19 protein-coding genes are annotated in these 18,816 nt (G+C 39.2%); 8 read left to right on the forward strand and 11 right to left on the reverse strand.

Annotated elements, in window-relative coordinates; all coding sequences use genetic code 11:
- Positions 1–184: 184 nt before the first annotated feature.
- Entirely contained in the window at positions 185–598 is a 414-nt protein-coding gene (locus CYAN7822_RS18650) for an EamA family transporter (protein WP_013323811.1), read from the forward strand.
- A gap of 58 nt (positions 599–656) precedes the next feature.
- Here CYAN7822_RS18650 and ptsP read toward each other — a convergent pair whose 3' ends face one another.
- Both ptsP and CYAN7822_RS18660 read right to left on the reverse strand, forming a co-directional pair.
- Complete coding sequence (gene ptsP, locus CYAN7822_RS18655) at positions 657–3,098, reverse strand: phosphoenolpyruvate--protein phosphotransferase (protein ID WP_013323812.1); 2,442 nt, start codon at positions 3,096–3,098, stop codon at positions 657–659.
- Positions 3,099–3,307: 209 nt separating this feature from the next.
- Positions 3,308–3,718 (reverse strand): hypothetical protein, encoded by a 411-nt coding sequence (locus CYAN7822_RS18660; protein ID WP_041933307.1) that lies wholly within the window; start codon positions 3,716–3,718, stop codon positions 3,308–3,310.
- Positions 3,719–3,914: 196 nt separating this feature from the next.
- On the opposite strand from CYAN7822_RS18660, the gene CYAN7822_RS18665 reads away from it, so the two are divergent.
- From CYAN7822_RS18665 to CYAN7822_RS18675, 4 genes are all read left to right on the forward strand, one after another.
- The gene (locus CYAN7822_RS18665) at positions 3,915–6,350 is read left to right on the forward strand and encodes a dynamin-like GTPase family protein (protein WP_013323814.1); all 2,436 of its coding nucleotides are present in this window, start codon (positions 3,915–3,917) and stop codon (positions 6,348–6,350) included.
- A gap of 70 nt (positions 6,351–6,420) precedes the next feature.
- A complete protein-coding gene (locus tag CYAN7822_RS18670; RefSeq protein WP_013323815.1) occupies positions 6,421–6,801 on the forward strand; it encodes a KGK domain-containing protein in 381 nt (126 codons plus the stop codon).
- Positions 6,802–6,900: 99 nt separating this feature from the next.
- A complete protein-coding gene (locus CYAN7822_RS39520) occupies positions 6,901–6,993 on the forward strand; it encodes a KGK domain-containing protein (protein WP_245602771.1) in 93 nt (30 codons plus the stop codon).
- Between the two features lie 105 nt (positions 6,994–7,098).
- Positions 7,099–7,341: an HNH endonuclease gene (locus CYAN7822_RS18675; RefSeq protein ID WP_013323816.1), complete on the forward strand. Its 243-nt coding sequence runs from the start codon at positions 7,099–7,101 to the stop codon at positions 7,339–7,341.
- A 90-nt stretch (positions 7,342–7,431) separates the two neighbouring features.
- Here the strand turns inward: CYAN7822_RS18675 and CYAN7822_RS18680 are convergent, their stop codons facing one another.
- The 5 genes from CYAN7822_RS18680 to CYAN7822_RS18700 all read right to left on the reverse strand — a co-directional run bounded on the left by CYAN7822_RS18680 (position 7,432) and on the right by CYAN7822_RS18700 (position 12,023).
- Positions 7,432–8,640, reverse strand: coding sequence for an AAA family ATPase (locus tag CYAN7822_RS18680; RefSeq protein ID WP_013323817.1), 1,209 nt, complete (start codon positions 8,638–8,640; stop codon positions 7,432–7,434).
- 143 nt (positions 8,641–8,783) lie between these two features.
- The gene (locus tag CYAN7822_RS18685; RefSeq protein ID WP_013323818.1) at positions 8,784–9,917 is read right to left on the reverse strand and encodes a glycosyltransferase; all 1,134 of its coding nucleotides are present in this window, start codon (positions 9,915–9,917) and stop codon (positions 8,784–8,786) included.
- A 145-nt stretch (positions 9,918–10,062) separates the two neighbouring features.
- Complete coding sequence (locus CYAN7822_RS39075) at positions 10,063–10,293, reverse strand: DUF4291 family protein (RefSeq protein WP_216701553.1); 231 nt, start codon at positions 10,291–10,293, stop codon at positions 10,063–10,065.
- 13 nt (positions 10,294–10,306) lie between these two features.
- Positions 10,307–11,461, reverse strand: coding sequence for an NAD-dependent epimerase/dehydratase family protein (locus tag CYAN7822_RS18695; protein ID WP_013323819.1), 1,155 nt, complete (start codon positions 11,459–11,461; stop codon positions 10,307–10,309).
- A 187-nt stretch (positions 11,462–11,648) separates the two neighbouring features.
- Positions 11,649–12,023, reverse strand: coding sequence for a DUF423 domain-containing protein (locus tag CYAN7822_RS18700; RefSeq protein WP_041933309.1), 375 nt, complete (start codon positions 12,021–12,023; stop codon positions 11,649–11,651).
- A gap of 70 nt (positions 12,024–12,093) precedes the next feature.
- On the opposite strand from CYAN7822_RS18700, the gene CYAN7822_RS18705 reads away from it, so the two are divergent.
- Positions 12,094–13,200, forward strand: coding sequence for an AAA family ATPase (locus CYAN7822_RS18705; RefSeq protein WP_013323821.1), 1,107 nt, complete (start codon positions 12,094–12,096; stop codon positions 13,198–13,200).
- Positions 13,197–13,877, forward strand: coding sequence for a DUF4276 family protein (locus CYAN7822_RS18710; protein ID WP_013323822.1), 681 nt, complete (start codon positions 13,197–13,199; stop codon positions 13,875–13,877). The genes CYAN7822_RS18705 and CYAN7822_RS18710 overlap by 4 nt, the downstream gene beginning before the upstream one ends.
- An 8-nt stretch (positions 13,878–13,885) precedes the next feature.
- On the opposite strand, the gene CYAN7822_RS18715 is transcribed toward CYAN7822_RS18710, so the two are convergent.
- Both CYAN7822_RS18715 and nfi read right to left on the reverse strand, forming a co-directional pair.
- The gene (locus CYAN7822_RS18715) at positions 13,886–14,356 is read right to left on the reverse strand and encodes a DUF29 domain-containing protein (RefSeq protein WP_013323823.1); all 471 of its coding nucleotides are present in this window, start codon (positions 14,354–14,356) and stop codon (positions 13,886–13,888) included.
- Between the two features lie 7 nt (positions 14,357–14,363).
- Complete coding sequence (gene nfi, locus CYAN7822_RS18720; protein WP_013323824.1) at positions 14,364–15,059, reverse strand: deoxyribonuclease V; 696 nt, start codon at positions 15,057–15,059, stop codon at positions 14,364–14,366.
- Positions 15,060–15,093: 34 nt separating this feature from the next.
- On the opposite strand from nfi, the gene CYAN7822_RS18725 reads away from it, so the two are divergent.
- Positions 15,094–15,456, forward strand: a complete 363-nt coding sequence (locus tag CYAN7822_RS18725; protein ID WP_013323825.1) for a DUF1622 domain-containing protein — start codon at positions 15,094–15,096, stop codon at positions 15,454–15,456.
- A 9-nt stretch (positions 15,457–15,465) separates the two neighbouring features.
- Here CYAN7822_RS18725 and CYAN7822_RS18730 read toward each other — a convergent pair whose 3' ends face one another.
- Both CYAN7822_RS18730 and CYAN7822_RS18735 read right to left on the reverse strand, forming a co-directional pair.
- On the reverse strand, positions 15,466–15,678 hold the full coding sequence (locus CYAN7822_RS18730) for a DUF2839 domain-containing protein (protein WP_013323826.1): 213 nt from the start codon (positions 15,676–15,678) through the stop codon (positions 15,466–15,468).
- 249 nt (positions 15,679–15,927) lie between these two features.
- On the reverse strand, positions 15,928–18,501 hold the full coding sequence (locus tag CYAN7822_RS18735; protein ID WP_013323827.1) for a COR domain-containing protein: 2,574 nt from the start codon (positions 18,499–18,501) through the stop codon (positions 15,928–15,930).
- Positions 18,502–18,816: the final 315 nt, after the last annotated feature.

The following is an 18,816-nucleotide window of genomic DNA, read 5'->3' on the forward strand; positions in this document are numbered from 1 at the left end:
TTTACACCCTATTGATCTTCTTAGATTGTCTTCAAGTTTGAGCGGTTAATTAACTATTATAATGGGAATTGGATTTAAAAAGCTTAAGCCAATCTTTATTCACCATTTTGCTTTTTGAAAATCTATCCTTAGTCATAACCTTAAACTGCAATCAGTTAGGGTCGTTAGTAAAGAGTTAAAAATAATGAGCAGAGAGTGGATCTTGCCCACCCTTGGGGCCTTTATTTCTTGGGGACTTTGGAGTTTTATCCCTAAAATAACCACCCAATATATTAAGCCTAAAAGTGCGATTATTTATGAAGTCATGGGCATGATGATTTTAGGTATAATAATCTTATTTAGTTTGCAGTTTGAAGTAGAAACTCATCCGAAGGGAATTCTCTTAGCAATAATTACAGGAATATTAGGTTTTTTGGGGGCTTTTTGTTTTCTGAATGCTGTCTCTAAAGGTCCCGTTACCTTAGTCGCCACTGTATCGGCTCTTTATCCCCTGGTGAGCGTTGTTTTAGCCATACTGATTTTAGGCGAAACCCTGACGGTTAAACAAATCATTGGGGTTGGTTTGGCGGTTTTCGCCATGATTTTGATCACGGCTTAAAAATCGGCAATGTAGCTCATACAATTTGGCTAAAAAGCCTTCAGAATTAACATTTAGTTTAAAAAATATTGTTAACATAATCCCTAACTTCTTGGGCCGAATCTAACTCTAACACCTCATAAGCTAAACGTTTTACCTCTTGCATTTTTAAGCCTGAAATCACCGCTTTAACTTCCCCAATACAAGGAGGATTAACACTTAACTCATCGGCTCCCAAACCGATTAAAATAGGTACAGCTTGCCGAGCCGAAGCAATTTGCCCACAAACACTCACTTTTATTCCTTGTTCATGCCCAATTTTAATAGAGTGTTCCACCATTCGCAACACCGCCGGCTCAAAAGCATCGGCTAATTTTGCCACCTTAGCATTAGTGCGATCAGCCGCCATAATATATTGACTTAAATCATTGGTTCCCACACTTAAAAAATCCACTTCAGGGGCTAATTTATCCACCATCGTCACGGCTGCCGGCACTTCAATCATGATCCCCACCGGCATCTTTTCATTAAACTCGATGCCTTGGGTTTGTAACTCCTGTTTCACCTCGAGCAAAATCGCCTTAGCCGCGCGAACTTCGGCCACAGAAGACACCATCGGAAACATTAATCTAATATTATTATCCTGACTTGCTCTTAAAATTGCCCGTAATTGAGTTTTAAACATCTCCAGATTGTCTAAACTTTGACGAATGCCGCGCCATCCTAAAAAGGGATTCGCTTCCCGATCTAAACTTAAATAAGGCACCGGTTTATCCCCTCCAATATCCAGAGTTCGAATGGTCAGGGGATAAGGATTAAGAATAGAAGCAATTTCCCGATAAGTCTGTAACTGTTCTTCTTCGGTGGGGGCGGTCAACCGTTCCATATAGAGTAACTCTGTCCGTAAAATGCCTACCCCTTCAGCCCCTAAATTTCTGGCTAATTGAGCATCCGCTACCCCGATAATATTAGCAACCACAGAAATATAATGGCCATCTTGAGTAATGGCTTTTTGCTCAGGAGTAATCGGGGTTTTTTCCGGAAAAATCGAGATTTGTTCGGGATCGGGGTTCATCCAAATTTCCCCGCTTTTCCCATCCATAGCAATCACCGTTTCGGGGGCTAATTCTAACAACTGTGCCCCAACATTAACGATCATGGGAATGCCTAACATATTAGCAATTAAAGCACTGTGGGCGGTCGGACTGCCGGTCACGGTACAGATGCCTAAAACTTGCTCAGTTTTGAAATGAGTCACTTCTGAGGGCGTTAAATCTTGGGCTATTAAAATGCCGGGTTGGGTTAAATTGGGTGAAGGAGAAGGCCGCCCCGTGAGTAAACGTAACACTCGCCCCCCCACATCTAAAACATCCATCGCCCTGGCCTGTAAATAAGGATCATCTAGGTTTTGATAAGTGGTCATTGTCTCCTCAATAACGGTTTTCCAGGCCCAGGCCACCGTCTGCCCGAGGGTAAAAATATTATGATGTACTTGATGTAGGATGGTGGGGTCTTGTAAATAGAGTAAGTGAGCCTGAAAAATGTCACAATGATCCGTACTTTGAATGATTTGATGAATTTGTTGTTGGGCGGTTTGAATCGCCGCTTGTAGCTGTTGCCACTCACTTTGAGGATTTTTGCAAGTTTGCTCATCCACTTGAGGAAGAGAGGGACGATAGATGATGACTGGACCCATAGCCACCCCCACAGAAGCCGGAATACCTCTTAAGGTTGTATTTACGCCGCGATTTTCACATTGTCTGAGGTCAACCGGTAGCGGCATTGCGGTTTCTCCAAAGTTATTCTCTACTACTTCACGCAAAGCATTTAACGCTAAAGCCGCATCTTCTCCCCCCGCCGTAATGCGGATTTGATGACCTTGGCGCACCCCTAAAGTAATCACCTGATTGATACTTTTGCCGTTAATCGACTGACTATTGGTAGAGCGATTTTCTAAGCCGATTTCCGCCTCAAATTGAGCCGCTATACTGACAAATTGGGCAGCCGGACGGGCATGAATTCCCAGAGGATTTTTGACGATTAAATCGCGGCTGAGGAGATGGGATTGACTCTTCTGGGTAAGGAATGAGACTGTGGGTTGGTCTGCTTCTTGGGGGGATAATTGAGCCAGTTTTCCGCTTAAGGCGTTATTAGCTTCAGTGATAATCTGTTCTAGAGTAGCCCCACAAGAAGCTTGTACAATGGCGGTAATCGCGCCTTCTACTAAGGGGGCAGCACATAATTTAACTTTTGGCTGTTGCTTTTCGTTTAAAAATTCTACAGCCATTTCGGCACTGAGGAGGGCACTACCAAGGTCCATTAAAACAATAACCCCCTCATCACTATAGACAGATCTAATCGCTTTTTGGATTTGAATAGGATCAGTTCCAAAAGGATGCTGTGGGTCATTAATTCCGGCAGCAATAGCAATAGGAACTGGGACTTTTACCATTTGTTGTGCTAATTCTACTATGGCTCGGGCTAATGCTTTGCTATGGGAGACGATGACAATTCCCACCATGAGGTTTTCGTTTTCCTTTTTTGCTCACACATTATAGCGCGTAGCGCTAGGGAACACCCGAACACCCGAACAGTTGATTATGACAAGGTTTTATCTTCTCGCCATGTCCTAACTTTAATGCGTAGTGCTTTATAAAAATTATCGCTCAAGATTTTTGTTTTGAGTCATTAGTCCATAGCCATTAGTTTATGATCCTTGCCTGTTCCCTGTCACTGAGAAGCACTGTAAACTGACAATAAACGGGTAACTTGATCGAAACATTGGGATTCTACTCGCAAAAAATCCGGAGATTGATTGGTCATTGCGCCTTCGAGTAGCGTCTCATTAAAGGACATAAAACATTTTTGCTGGGGGAATGGCGTTTGCTCGATCCGTTTTCGGTTATTTTGAAAGTTTTCTTGGGCTAATGCTAGATTTCCCTCTTCTTGGGCATAACTCCCCTGAACCCAAGTTTCTAGCATTTGTTTAATCACTAAATCCGGTAACCCCACTCTAGACCCGAGATAATTTTCTTCGCTGTGATCTGTTATTGTTTGTGCTATGAGTCCCTGATCAGTGGCTAGGACAAAACTGGGAAAAATTAATAGTAGAGGCAAGCTTTGAATTAATCGTTGCAGCATTTCCCCGTACTTCAAGAACTTATTATTTACTATTATATCCGTTAAATTACTTAAATATTTGTACAATTGTTGCAAATTTAGGTGATGAGGCTGGCTAATCTTCAGTTTTGTCGAAAAAATGGGAACTATAAACAGAGAAAACCTCTTTAAGATGCCTAGCTTAGGCATTATAACTCCTATTTATTGAAATTTATCTATGATAGAACAACTCCCACAATGTGCTAATCTACAAGAGCCAGTGAATAGTTTACTTGAACTACTCCATCAAGAATCCTCTCTACGCGCTGAACAAGATACCACAGCCATCGCTACTTCCCTTAAAAAAGCCATTTCCCCGCAATTTGAAATCGTTTTCGCGGGTGCTTTTAGTGCAGGTAAGTCGATGCTGATTAATGCCCTATTAGAGCGAGAATTATTGTATAGTGCAGAAGGCCATGCTACAGGAGTTGAATGTTATATTCAGTATGCCGAACCCGATCAAGAAAGAGTGGTTTTAACTTTTCTCAGTGAAGCAGAAATTAGAGAACAAATTAATCTAATTTGTCAACGTTTGGACTTAAATTCTCCGAGTAACATCAATTCCTTGGACAGTCTGGGGATGTTTCGAGAAGGATGTGAGAAAATCATTGAAAAAGAAGGAGGAGAAAGTAAGTCTGAACGAGCGAAACAAGCACAGGCACTCAAGTTATTATTAGAAGGGTTCATCAATAACCGTGATCGTATTCAAACCCACCACAACGCTACCTATTCAATGGAACAGTTTAACTTTTCTAATTTAACAGAAGCGGCGGGTTATGCGAGACGGGGAAGTAATAGTGCGGTTTTGAAGCGGCTAGAATATTACTGTAATCATCCTCTATTACAAGATGGTAATATCTTAGTAGATTTGCCGGGAATAGACGCACCGGTTAAAAGAGATGCAGAATTAACCTATCGAAAAATAGAACATCCCGATACATCGGCGGTAGTTTGTGTGTTAAAACCGGCCTCTGAAGGGGATATGACTACCGAAGAAACAGAATTACTCGAGAAAATGAAAACCAACCCGAGTATCCGTGATCGGGTTTTTTATGACTTCAACCGTATCGATCAAACCTGGTACAATGAACAACTGAATCAACGCTTAAAAACTCTAATTCAAACTCAATTTCAAGGTTGTCGAGTTTATCCCACTAGCGCCTTATTAGGATTTTGGGGAACTCAGGTTAAGCATCATACCAGTGGAAAAGATCGGTTTGGGTTAGATACTCTTTTTGCTGAGAGTGTTAAAAGTTTGGGGGGGCAAGAAAATACCCCTCAATTTGTCAATGAGTTTAATAATTATTGTGCTAACTCGAGAAAATTACTCAATACTTCTTTTCGGGTGGATGTTAAAAGTTATGAAACCCCTAATGAAAATTATGTGCGGATTTTGAGTGAATGGGGAAATCCCTTACTCGATCAACTGATTGGTGATAGTGGAATAGAAGAGTTTCGTAGTGCCATTACTCGTTATCTAACCGAAGAAAAACGCCCTCAATTATTTGCTAGTTTAGCCGATGATTTACAACCTCTCTGTATTAGTTTACGAAAACACTATCTTGATAATTGGCGCGAGTTAGATAGTCAGCCGCGAGAAATAGACGCGATGAAAAAACTCGAGTTAGAGAAACTCAGTCAAGAGTTACAAGAAGTAGGAAAAGAGTTTAGTGATCATATTGCTGAGGAGGTGAATCATATTATTGTTAATGCTGATCCGGTATTTGAGGATGACTTTGGCAAACTGAAAGCAAAAATGGTCACTCGTCTTGATGAGTTATTACAAACTTTTTCGGTTAAAAATGCCTATCGTCGTGCGACTAAAAGTCATTCTCGGAATTCTACTGCGCCGTTGATGGCGATATTAGTGGAAGCTTTATATTATCTCGCTAATGAGTTAGAGGATCTTTTAGTGGCGGAATGCGAAGAATTAGTTACTCGCTTCTGTCAACGGTTGTTAAACGGCATACGAAAGGCGGATTTTTATCGAAAATTATATCGCTTGTTGGGAAATGATGGGGGCATTGAAAAGCAACTGAAAGAGATAGAAATAAAGTTATTTCATGGCTTAGTTAATGAAGCGCGGACAGAATGTGATCGTTATGTGCGAGAAAGTCCGAGGTTTTATGATGAGGGGACGTTTTCTATCTATCAATTTCGTCAAACTTTACAGCAAACTTCTCAAGGATATGATTGTGAGAGTATGGTTAGCGCTGAACCGGCAATTCGTCAGTTGTTAAAGTTGGATTTTGAACCGAAACTATCGGCGACTATCCGTCAAAATTTCCGCCAAACGATTAATAATACTCTTAAGACTCAGTTGTTACCGATGGCTGAAAAACAGGCTAATGATATTTTACAGGAGTATGATGCGGCACGGGCGTTTTTAGAACAGTCTTTGGAAAAGGAAGCTGAGGAGAAAATTGCTCGTAATGCACGGTTACAGGAGGGAATTAAGGGAAAAATTGATCTGTATAATAAGGCGGTTTGGGGGATTAATTTATGTTTGGAAGCGGCTTTACCGCCTGAGTTGTTCCGAGAGCATCAGTTACCGATTATTTCTGATGATTATTGTCGGGGAGTTGAGGAGATAAAAGCTGAATTAGTTTCCTGATTTGATCCCCCCTAACCCCCCTACCGGGGGGAATATACAGCTATTTTTTTGATTATTTATGGAGTGATTTATGCAGGAACATTCTTTTTTACCTGAGTTTAATGATGATGATGTGATTGAATTAGCAGACAATAATCTGGTAAAAATAGGGAGATTACGAGAAGCTATTCGTATATTTTTTGATGGTAATATAGAGGAGTTACTTAGAAAATATTGTTTAGATAATTTTAATATTTGCATTCCTTTCACTAGACATGATTATAGAAGCAACCCTCAGTATGATAGATTCATGAGTCAAGGAGTTCGTTGTAAATTGTTAAAATTAGGTTTCAAAAATTGGCAAAGTGGAAGAATAAAACTTAGATTAAGTTTAGAATTTGAACCTGATGAACCCGAAAATAAAGAACCCCCTTCGCCGCTTGATGATATTCGTCAAAGCATCAATCAATAAATTTGTATCAATTTTGCTCTTGGTGGGTTACGGCTGATATATGATTCAATTTTCAGTTGTTGTAGTTATCCCCGCCTAACCCACCCTACTCAACTGAAACTGCGACTTACTTTAGAATTTGAACCTGATGAACCCGAAAATAAAGAACCCCCTTCGCCGCTTGATGATATTCGTCAAAGCATCAATCAATAAATTTGTATCAATTTTGCTCTTGGTGGGTTACGGCTGATATATGATTCAATTGTCAGTTGTTGAAGTTATTCCCGCCTAACCCACCCTACAAAGAATAATAAAAACATGACCAAAACTCCACGCATTCCCATCCCTCCAGAAGTGAGAAAATATGTTTATCAACGAGATAACTATCAATGTCGTAGTTGCGGGAAAACAGCTACAGAAACCTCTTTAAATATCGATCATATTATCCCCTTAGCTAAAGGCGGCAGCAACGATATCAGCAACCTACAAACCCTCTGTCAAACCTGTAACCAACGCAAAAAACATGATTTAGATCCTCGCTTTAAGCGGCATTTTACCTAAAATATAAGTTAAATTATTCTCCCTTTCCCTTGTAGGGAAGGGGGTTAGGGGGTTAGGCCAAACTGTTGATATAAAATAAACCCATTTAACTCAAACAAACTGATAAGTAAACTCATGAATTAAATCAACTCTTCCCTTACGCAAAAAAGCCGCATCTAACCTTTCCGTAGTATTACAAGTCATCAAAATGACTATTTTTTGCTCTTGATATAACCCAGAGTCATCGCTAACACTTTGATGTAAAGTCCCATCTAACAAACTCAAAATATGTTCTGTTTTATTTGAATATTGTGCCGCTTCAAACGCCCGGTCTTGGGCTAAATTATCAGCCTCATTAATAATCAGACAAATCTTTTCTAAATAACTAGGAGGGGCAAAATTTTCTACGGCATCATGATCCAAAATAAAAATAACATAGCCCAAAGGCATCAAAATTTCCTTGGCTACTGCCTGAGTCCAAGCTGTTTTTCCGGTTCCGGGTTTTCCCTGTACTAAAACGGCTAATTGATTTTGAGTCAACACTAACTGCTGCACAAGATCGGTAAAAGCTTGAATATCGGCAGGAAAAGAACGGATCGGATACTGACTTTGAATTTTTCCGACACGGTTTTGATAGCCGCTTACTAAAACCGATAAATTAAAAGTCGCTTTATTAATTAGTGAACTAATCTCTTTTGCTAAAAGAGAATAACCTCGCTTTCTTCCTTGATAAGCTTGAACTTCTAACCACACGCCGCCATGTTTTGACCAAAAAGCATATACTTGTCCCAATACTTCCAACTTTTCCCAGTTGGTAAACTGTTCTACAGGGTAATAATAATTGCGATCAGCAAAATGTTGCGTAATTAAATCGGGTTTTCCCAAAATCTCCAGAATTTTAAACAAAATGATTTCTTGTAACCGTTCAATAACATAATTAATGGGAATGCTATCGCGGCTAATGATTTGAGTCACGGGCGTTTCTACCGTTAAAACTCTTCCATAACGCTGATCTGGCCAAAAAGGTTCAGGGGTAATATACTCCCAAAACTCATTAAAATGATACTGAGTATCTTCAGAAAAAACGTTTAAAACATTGGCCCACCAGGTATAATGATTACGACCCAAAGCATCCGCTAAATCACTCGTGACATCTAAACTTTTTTTAAATAATTCTAAAGTGTCATAAGAAAATAAATGCCACAAGTAATTTAAGTCAAATTGCCGATACAAAGGTCGCCAACCACTACCTAATAAACCTTTATTAGCGGTTTGATTGGGGTTTTGACGGTTAAAGTCTCCAGAAGACGAATAATCCATATCCTTGGATAACTAGCACTCCTATGGCTTAAGTATTATCATATACTACAATTTTTCAAATGACAACGGGTAAGCCATTCAAAATTTATGAGGAGTATTCGCTAATGACGAATAACGAATGACTAATGACGAATAACGAATGACTAAGCCGCGTTAGACAAAGACCCAGAAAAAGCCACACTTTGATAATAAGCTTGTAATTGACGAGTAGCGGCGGACCATCCCCAACGTTCGGCTTCTAAGCGGGCATTTTGGCGTAATCTTTCTCGTTCTTCTTTAGCATCAAATAGCCGTAGTGTCGCTGTAACTGCGCCATCGGGGTCATTCGGTTCAAACAAATAACCATTGACTCCATCCGTAACAATATCTGGAATTCCTCCAGAAGCGGCCGCTACCACCGGACATCCGGCGGCCATCGCTTCTAATAACACTAAACCTAACGTCTCGGTACGAGAAGGGAAAATAAAGGCATCAGCAGAGGCAAAGGCCGAAGCCAATTCTAACCCCTGTAGATAGCCGATAAAATGCGTATTGGTGCCTGCAAAATGAGTTTCTAAGGCTTCTCGATGAGGTCCATTCCCCACAATGGCTAAATGGGCCTGCGGCATGGCTTCTAGGACGGGTTTAATTTGATCGATTTGTTTTTCGGCAGAAACTCTTCCCACATAGAGTAAGAGGGGACTATCTGGGTTTCCTCCTGATAAGCGAGACCGCATACTATGAGAGGCTAAATGGGGTTGAAACATTTCTGTATCGACTCCTCTTTGCCATAAGTCTACTCTTTCGATGCCATGACTGATGAGTTCATCTACCATAGCGCTAGAGGTACAGAGATTTAATTGTGCTTGATTATGGGCTAATTTGAGTAACTCCCATAATAAGCCTTCTAAAGACCCTAAGCCATAATGTTGAAGATACTGGGGTAAATGGGTATGGTAAGAGGCCACTAGAGGAATGTTTAAAACTTTTGCATAATAAATTCCGCCGACACCCAATACAGCCGGGTTAACCACATGAATTAAATCAGGTTTAAATTTTTCTATTGCCCATCTCAATGTCGGTCTAGGAAGGGCTAATTTTAATTCTGGATATAAGGGAAGCGGCATACCCGAAACCCCATGAATTTTTGCGCCTTTGTATTCTTTGAGTCCACCTTCAGGACAAACCACTAACACTTGATCGCCGTTGCGTTGTAAATGTTCTACTGTATGACGTAAGCGGGTAACAATTCCATCTATTTTCGGTAAAAAGGTTTCTGTAAAAAGGGCAATTCTCATAACAATTAAGAAATTGATAAACCTAATTTTTTAGCCGTCTCTAAATGACTGACCGGATAAATTTTCTCACAAGGGGTTAACAACTGCATCCAGTCATTTTTCTCCACCGAGGAGTATTGTTGTTTGACAAAATCTGAGATATCCTCTATATGGACAATCCAGTCTTTTGAATAATGGAATAATACTTCATCCAACTCATTCTATTTAAGCTGAATTGTCCACCGAAATAACCATGAGTGGCAGCAAAGTTTCCTATTTCAGGACGATAGGCCTGATCAACCACCACAGATTTATCGTCAAACTGTGCTAAGATTTGACGACCCTCTCTCGGCCATTGTTTGACTTCTGTTAAATAGGGTTCTACTGCCAACCTCACCACATTTCACTGACTAACTTCTGCGCCAAGATACCTTGGGTAAAATATGTTTTTCATCTACCCGGCCTTTATATTTAATAGCAAAGTTCAGTAAAGAATCTAGGAGAGAATCTGATAGATAATGAGGTTGTAATCCTAAGTCGAGTAATTTAGTATTTTTAGCGTTAAAATAGTGCTGTTCTAATTCTACTCGGGGATTTTCTAGATGATTTATCTCTACATCTAACCCCATCGCAATTGCCGCATTTTTCACTTTCAGCGCCAAGTCATAAACGCTAAATAGTTCAGTAAATTGGTTAAAGACCCGGAATTGTCCAGCATCAGCCGGGTTAGTGATGGCCAGTTCGATACATCGTACTGTATCCCGAATATCTAAAAATCCTCGGGTTTGTCCGCCTTTACCATATACTGTCAGGGGATGACCGATAGCCGCTTGAATACAGAAACGGTTTAAAGCTGTCCCAAATACACCATCATAATCTAAACGATTGATTAATAACTCATCAATACCGGTTTCTTCGGTGAGAACCCCATAAACTACCCCTTGATTGAGGTCTGTTGCGCGTAAACCCCAAATTTTACAGGCAAAATGGATATTATGGCTATCGTGAACTTTACTCAAATGATAAAAACTTCCTGGCTGTTTCGGATAGGGTAAAGTATCCTTACGTCCGTTGTGTTCGATAGTGATATAGCCTTCTTCGATATCAATGTTAGGCGTGCCATATTCTCCCATCGTTCCCAATTTGACGAGGTGACAGTCGGGGAAATCTTCTTTCATGGCGTAGAGGATATTGAGGGTTCCTACTACGTTGTTCACTTGGGTCATGACGGCGTGTTCACGGTCTATCATCGAGAAGGGGGCGGACCGTTGTTCACCAAAATGAACGATCGCTTCGGGTTCAAATTCTCTTAAGGTTTTACTTAAAAAAGCGTAATCTGTAATATCGCCGACATACAAATCAACCGCTTTTCCGCTAAGATTATTCCATCGCTCAATCCGTTGATGAATGGGGGAGATCGGGGTAAGAGTTTCTACACCCAGTTGTGCATCCCAATGTCGACGAATTAAATTATCCAGAATCCCTACATCATAACCTCTGCTGGATAGATGTAGCGCCGTTGCCCATCCGCAATATCCGTCACCGCCGATAACCAGGACTTTCATAACGTATCTATAACCTTATTGTTTAATCTTCCGGTTAATGTACCAGGTATTGGTACCCTTTAGACCATTTAATCTTAATTCTATAGATCTGATGGGAAACCCGATCATTCTGTAGACTTATTTGTTAATTAACTTTTAATTTCTTTATAATCCCTTTTTTAAGAACAAAGGTTATCGGAGGAATCATCTATTTGATCCCCCAAGAAGCCGCCACTATACATCCCCATCCGACTAAAAAGGCGATGCCTCCTAGAGGTGTAATGGCTCCTAACCATTTTATGCCGCTTAGACTCAGAGCATATAAACTTCCCGAAAAGAGGGCTACACCAGCAATAAAAGCGATTCCGGCAGCCGTTAATAGATTTTGCGGGATTTCCGGGCGAGTCAATAAAACGGCGACTAATAACAATGCTAGGGCATGATACATCTGATATTTTGTCCCCGTTTCAAAAATTTGTAGCATTCGTTCTGTTAATCTTTCTTTAAGTGCATGACTAGCAAATGCTCCGGCGGCACCCGATAATCCGGCTAAAATTGCTCCTATCATGAGAAATATCTTCATGCTCATCATTCTTGTAATGGGAATTTTTGGGTATATTGTTAACCATAATCAATCAGCCGCTTAATGTCAAATGCTTACCCAAATCGAATTACAAGGCTATAAATCTGTTAAACATCTGAGTTTAGAATTAGATAAAATCAATATTTTGATTGGAGCGAATGGAGCCGGAAAATCGAATTTTATCTCTTTTTTTAAGTTGTTAAGATGGATGATGCAATCTCCCGGTCAACTTCAGTTTTATATTAGTCAATCTGGAGGAGCAAACGCACTTCTTTTTGATGGGGTAGCTGTCACTCCTCAGCTAGAAGCTTTTTTAAGGTTTCAAACGGATAGAGGCAACAATGATTATAGTATCAGACTATTTCATGCTGCCGCCGATACTTTAATATTTGCGGATGAAAAATATCGGTTTTCTGATTCTACCTTTCCTAATGAAGCTCCTTGGAAATATCTTGATGCTGGTCATCGAGAATCAAAATTAATAGATTTAGCTGAACAAGGAGACCTTACAGCTAGAACGATTCGGAGTTTGATTCAAAAAGACTGTGTGGTTTATCAATTTCATAATACCTCAGAAACAGCTAAAATTAGACACAAATGGAATATTGATGGTAGCCGATATCTTAGAGAAGATGGCGCGAATTTAGCTGCTTTTCTCTTAAGACTTCGGGAGCATGAGCCTAAAGCTTATCATAGAATTGTAGAAACCTTGAGACAAATTGCTCCTTTTTTTGCTGATTTTGTCCTTGAAAATGTTTATAATAGTGTACTTTTACAGTGGCGCGAAGAGAAAAGTGACCGAATTTTTAGTTCCTATCAAGCCTCAGATGGAACTTTAAGAACAATGGCTTTAATTGCTTTGTTATTACAACCAAAAGAAGACCTGCCGGATGTCATTATTTTAGATGAGCCGGAACTTGGTTTACACCCTTTTGCTATTAATATTATTGCTGGTTTAATTCAAAGTATTTCTCTTCATACTCAGGTGATTTTGGCAACTCAGTCAGCTATGCTGATTGATTATTTTGAACCAGAAGATATTATTGTTGTTGAAAGAAAAAATAGAGAATCAATATTTCATAGGCTAAATTCTCAAGAATTAAAAGAGTGGTTAGAGCGATATTCAATATCAGAACTTTGGGATAAAAATGTGATTGGAGGAAGGCCGAGTAAATGATTCGACTACATATTATTGCTGAAGGACAGACAGAAGAAACTTTTGTTAATAATATTTTGTGTGAGCATTTAGGAAGTTTTAATATTTCCACTGATGTTCGTTGTGTGGAAACTGGTCGTCGTCAAAATAAAATATATAGAGGCGGATTGTTAGATTATGAAAAAGCTAAAAAAGATCTTGAACTATGGCTGAAACACGATCAGAAAACAGATGCCCGTTTTACAACGATGTTTGATCTATATGCTTTACCTGATAATTTTCCCAAATTTGAGGAAGCTAAAAAAAATAGAGATCCTTATCAAAGGATAAAAGAATTAGAAAGTGCTTTTAAAGAAGAGATAGCAGACTCAAGATTTATTCCCTATATTCAACTTCATGAATTTGAAGCATTGATTTTTTCAGACCCTTCTAAAATAAGTATTGAGTTTATTGAAGAAGAATATCAAAAACCTATTGATAAGTTAATTGATTTATCTAATTCTGTTGACTCTCCTGAATTAATTAATGATGGAGAAGAAACCGCCCCTTCAAAAAGAATTATTCAACTCATACCAGCTTATGAAGGCGCTAAAGTTTCAGCCGCTTACAATATAGTTAAAGAGATTGGTTTACCGGTTATACGAGATAAATGTCCTCATTTTAATGAATGGTTAACCACACTAGAAAACTTAAGTTAAATATAAATTTAGCGATCTCCATAATAATCATCATCTAAAATTTGTTCTAAGCTAAAAGGACACTCCGTTGGATATTCTGATTCAGCAGGTTTTCGGACTCCTAATTTTGCTAGTTTACTTTGTTTTATAGCCAGTTTTCGCGCATCTTTATAAGCCTCGTTTACCGCTTCAGGTAAATAGTTTTTATAAGAAGGATTTTCCGCAAGGTCTTTTTTAACTCGGGTTCGATGTTCAGCCGCCGAATCATACCAACTGCCTTTCATGGTATCAGGGGCATCAGCTTGTATTTTTAATTTCAGTAAATGGGTAATTAATACCATTAAATTACTAATAAAAGCCCGTTTTTCTGATCGTCCCAGATCTTCTAATTCTTGCAGTAAATGCTCCCAGTCAACTTGATTAAATTGACCTTCTCGGATTTGTTGAATAGTGGTTTCTCGCCACTGGTTAAAGTCTTGGTCATAAAGGGTATTTGTCATCGGTTATTTATTGCTCAAACAAAGGATTATTCACTATTACTCTACTCAATTTATCGGCTAAACGAGTAGTTTCTGGTAAGCGATATTTCGTCAGACATTTAAACACATAATCTCGGGCAGTAGCAAGGCTGATCCGATGTCCGACAGATACATATAAAGGTTTAACATTAGTGCGCGAACGCACCACAGCGCCAATGATTTCACCGCGATCTTTTAACTCTACCCACTGCCCTTTTTCTGGGGGTAATTCTGTATGTTTTCCCACTAAGATTGATTTGGCTACCCCGATAGTAGGTACATCGATGAGTACCCCTAAATGACAGGCAATTCCAAAGCGGCGAGGATGAGCTATTCCTTGACCATCACATATAATTAAATCAGGCGTAATGGTCAGTTTTTCTAAGGCTTGAAGGATGCCGGGAATTTCCCGAAACGAGAGAAAACCTGGAATATAAGGAAAACAAGTGGGAAGGGTTGTGATCGCACTGTCGACTAATTGTAAATCTGGGAAACTTAATACCGCTACAGCCGCCTGAGTTATAGTGTAATTATCTTTAAACCCCACATCTACACCAGCAACATAATGAATATCTCCTAATCTATCTTCTGTAATGACTTGATTGCGGAGTTTTGTTTGGATTAAGGTTGCTTCTTCAAGGGTTGTTGGCCAAGTTGAAAGGGAAGGTATTTTTAGTTTTGACACAAATCTTAGAGAACCGATAAATTTTAACAATTATATGGAACCATTAGTCAAAAGTTTAGCCGCTTTAGTTCATCTTGGGCAAACCGTTTTAGAATTCATGGCTGTTTTATGTATCTTTTCGGGTTTAATTGTGACAGTTCAATTAATTTTTACTCTTTTGAATCGAAACCATGCTTTTCCTTTTTTAGAGATTCGGGTACGTTTTGGGACTTGGTTAGTTTTGGCCTTGGAATTTCAACTCGGTTCTGATATTCTAGGTACTACAGTGGCCCCCTCGTTTGAAGATTTAGCCCGATTAGCCATTATCGCTGTCATTCGTACTTTTTTAAACTATTTTCTCAATAAAGAATTAGAGGCTTGCCAAGTCCTGCAAAAACGTACAGAGCAATTAAATTAAACCGTGCCGCTACTGAACATTCCACCAACCGAAGGCAGGTCCGATGACTCGAACAGTCACCCACACAGCCGCCATGACACCAATTCCCACCCAAGCGCCTGTAGTAGTGATTTTATAAGCTTGTTCCGCTTGGGCCTTAGTGATAGGTAGCCAAGGAAAGATGTTTTCTTCTTGACCATATTTTTCCCCGAGGGCTTCTTTGCGACGCTTTGAATCTCCCATAATATACCTTTTGAACGTCTTGTTTGATCATAGCGTGTCTTGGCAAAAACCGAGGCGATACCCCGAAAACAGTTCGTAGGGTGTGTTAGACGGGGAAAATTTTTGTCATGACTTAAATTTAACAATCCATCGTAATACCATTTTTCCCTAATCATACAATTAACCCCCCTCTTTAGCCCCCCTTGATAAGGGGGGTTGGGGGGATAAAACGCAGCTTCATGGAAAATTGGTATAACGCACCCTACTTTTTCACTTTTTGTCAAGCAAATTTCCTAACATATTGCCAATTAAAGGAAGTTGTCCGATAACCATTTTCATTAATTCTAGAAAAGATTTTTCTGATAAACGATCATCTTGACGCAATTGTAAAGCCCCAATTAAAGGAACAAATAAAATACCAGCAATGATGACTAAACCAAGAGACAAAACCGGTAAACTACCCGCTAAAAAGCCAATTAAAGCAACAACAACCACAAAGATAAATAAATAAAACAAACCATTTGCCCAAGCACTTTTAAACCTAATATTTTTTTGGGGGTATTCTTCCATATTCACATTTCCTTTAAGATTATGTATATTGATCTGTTTTTCAATATTTACAAAAGTTGTCAAAGCCGCTTTTTCTTCCTCCTGTTGTTTCGATAGCTTTTGACTGTCCATAACATCATCTATCAATCCCTGCACATTAACCATTTGAAAGCTTTTCTGACATTGTATCTCAGGTTGTCTATTTTCTATAAACCATTTTAACCCTTTTTCATAATCATAAAAGTGAGGTTCTTGACTATCTTTACAAGTCCCACAGTTGCAGGGTATTAATTTTTTATATTTCAGTTGATGATAAGACTGATGAATTTTATCGAGTTCATAGGTAACAGTAGTCATTAAGTCACGTTTATATTTGCCCACCACTCTAATTTTTATTTCTCGTTTCCCGTAGTTTTCTATAACTTCTGCTTTCGTCTCATCTTTATTTAAAATAACTCCTTCTTTCCATACATATTTCTGCTGTTCGATATAACCATTCATTTCGACAATAAAGCGGCTAATAATTCCTTTTGGCATAAAATCATAAGTATAGCGGAGAATCAGATTATTAGATTCCTTCCAGTTATACTTAGGTGGGTTACGGTTTAAGAGTTGAGGAGCAATATAAGTAGTAACTTGGCTGTTTGGGACTTTATAACAGAGGTTAAACCTCATCATTAACGCTAAAAGTTCTCCTTGCATATTGTTATAGTCTTCTTGCTGCCAAATATCGCTTAAGTCTGCCTCCCTAAACCGTCCGAAATTGTTGATAACGGTTTGATCATCGAGGACTTTATAAACCGCCGCCGTTCCCCATTCGGGTTTAAGGATAACCGTTTTGTAGAGAAGTGATGTAGGAGAATCTTGAAAGTGAAGAATAACGCCGATATCATGGAGAAATTGACTTAGTTGTAATTGGCGTTTTCGCTGTTTAAATCCGTTATTTTCGCAGAGGCTTAAATATTCTTCTAAGCTAATATAATTGCGAGGATCTTTTTCTAAGGCATCTCTCACTCTTGTCCAAGTTTTAGGTAGGGTTGAGCCGATGTGGGGAAGCTTTGATATATTATCTTTAATATGTGTAAGAATATCGTCTAGTCCTCGGTTAGTAGCAAGGTTAGTAGGCAAGATTTCTTTAAGGTTTGTAAAGTCTCCTCTCAATTGCCGATCATTAATTTCCCGTTGACGGTCTTGTTTTTCGTTTTTGATGATTAAAAGAGGACTGTTATCACTGAAGAGTTCAACGACATTTAACCAGTAATAAAAATCGGTATCTTCCTTACGGTTATCAGCTACTAGGACATAAAGAGAACGTTTTGTCAAGAAAAATTGATGAGTTTGATGATAAATTTCTTGTCCGCCAAAGTCCCAAATATTGACGCGATAATCTTGATTATCTCGGGTAAAAACCCATTTTTTGATATCTATGCCTTGGGTAGAATCTTCAGCCGCAGTAAGTTCATAGTCAGGGTTTTCTATTTTTTTAGCTAAGGATGTTTTACCAGCGCCGCCTTCACCGATGATGAGGAGTTTTGCTTCATATAAAGTATCTTCTCCTTCTTCTTGTTTTTGTCTAAAGTATTCTCGGATGGCTTCTATTCCCTGTTTTGCAACCTCTAAAGGAGGGGTTTCTAAAGGGTTGTTTCTTAAATCAAGTTCTTTCAAATTGACCAGGCGAGTAATAGATTCGGGGAGAGTCGTTAGTCGATTGTAACTTAAATCAAGTTCTCTCAAATTGACCAGGCGAGTAATAGATTCGGGGAGAATTGTTAGCCCATTGTTACTTAAACCAAGTACAGTCAAATTGACTAGGCGAGTAATAGATTCGGGGAGAGTCGTTAGTCCATTGGAACTTAAACCAAGTACAGTCAAATTGACCAGGCGAGTAATAGATTCGGGGAGAGTCGTTAGTCCATTGGAACTTAAACCAAGTACAGTCAAATTGACCAGGCGAGTAATAGATTCGGGGAGAGTCGTCAGTCCATTGGAACTTAAATAAAGTCTAGTCAAATTGACCAGGCAAGTAATAGATTCGGGGAGAGTCGTTAGTCCATTGTTTCTTAAATCAAGTTCTGTCAAATTGACCAGGCGAGTAATAGATTCGGGTACGGAGGTCAAATGGTTGTAATTTAACGTCAAAACTTCCAACCATTCCAACTCAAAAACTTCTTCGGGAATTTTCGTTAATTTATCCTCATCTCTAGCAGTCCAATTAAGACTTAAATCTAATTGTGTCAGCCGCAATTCTTTTGCTTCTCGTATTTTGTCTAGGAAATGTTGAGGGATGTTGTTCATCGTTCATCTATGAGTGGTAATACCTAGCCACCATCAAGAGCGGCTGATTGCTAAAATAACTTTAAAATACCCGAAATATAAATACTTACCCGAATTATAGCCCTATTTATCGGCTTGTACCAAGTATAGCTCATAGCTCGCGTAGGATAGCTCAGTTCGTATAGCCGCACCCTTCAAAGTTTAGGATCACAAGGAACACCTTAGACCTCTTGCACAACTCATTATTTTTGAAGAAAACGAATAAAGGATCAAGCCTTTCCCCTTTCCCCTTTCCCCTTTTCCCGAATAAAAGCAAGAAGTCTCTTTAACCCTACC

The sequence above is a fragment of the Gloeothece verrucosa PCC 7822 genome (genome assembly GCF_000147335.1).
GTDB classification, from domain to species: Bacteria; Cyanobacteriota; Cyanobacteriia; order Cyanobacteriales; family Microcystaceae; genus Gloeothece; species Gloeothece verrucosa.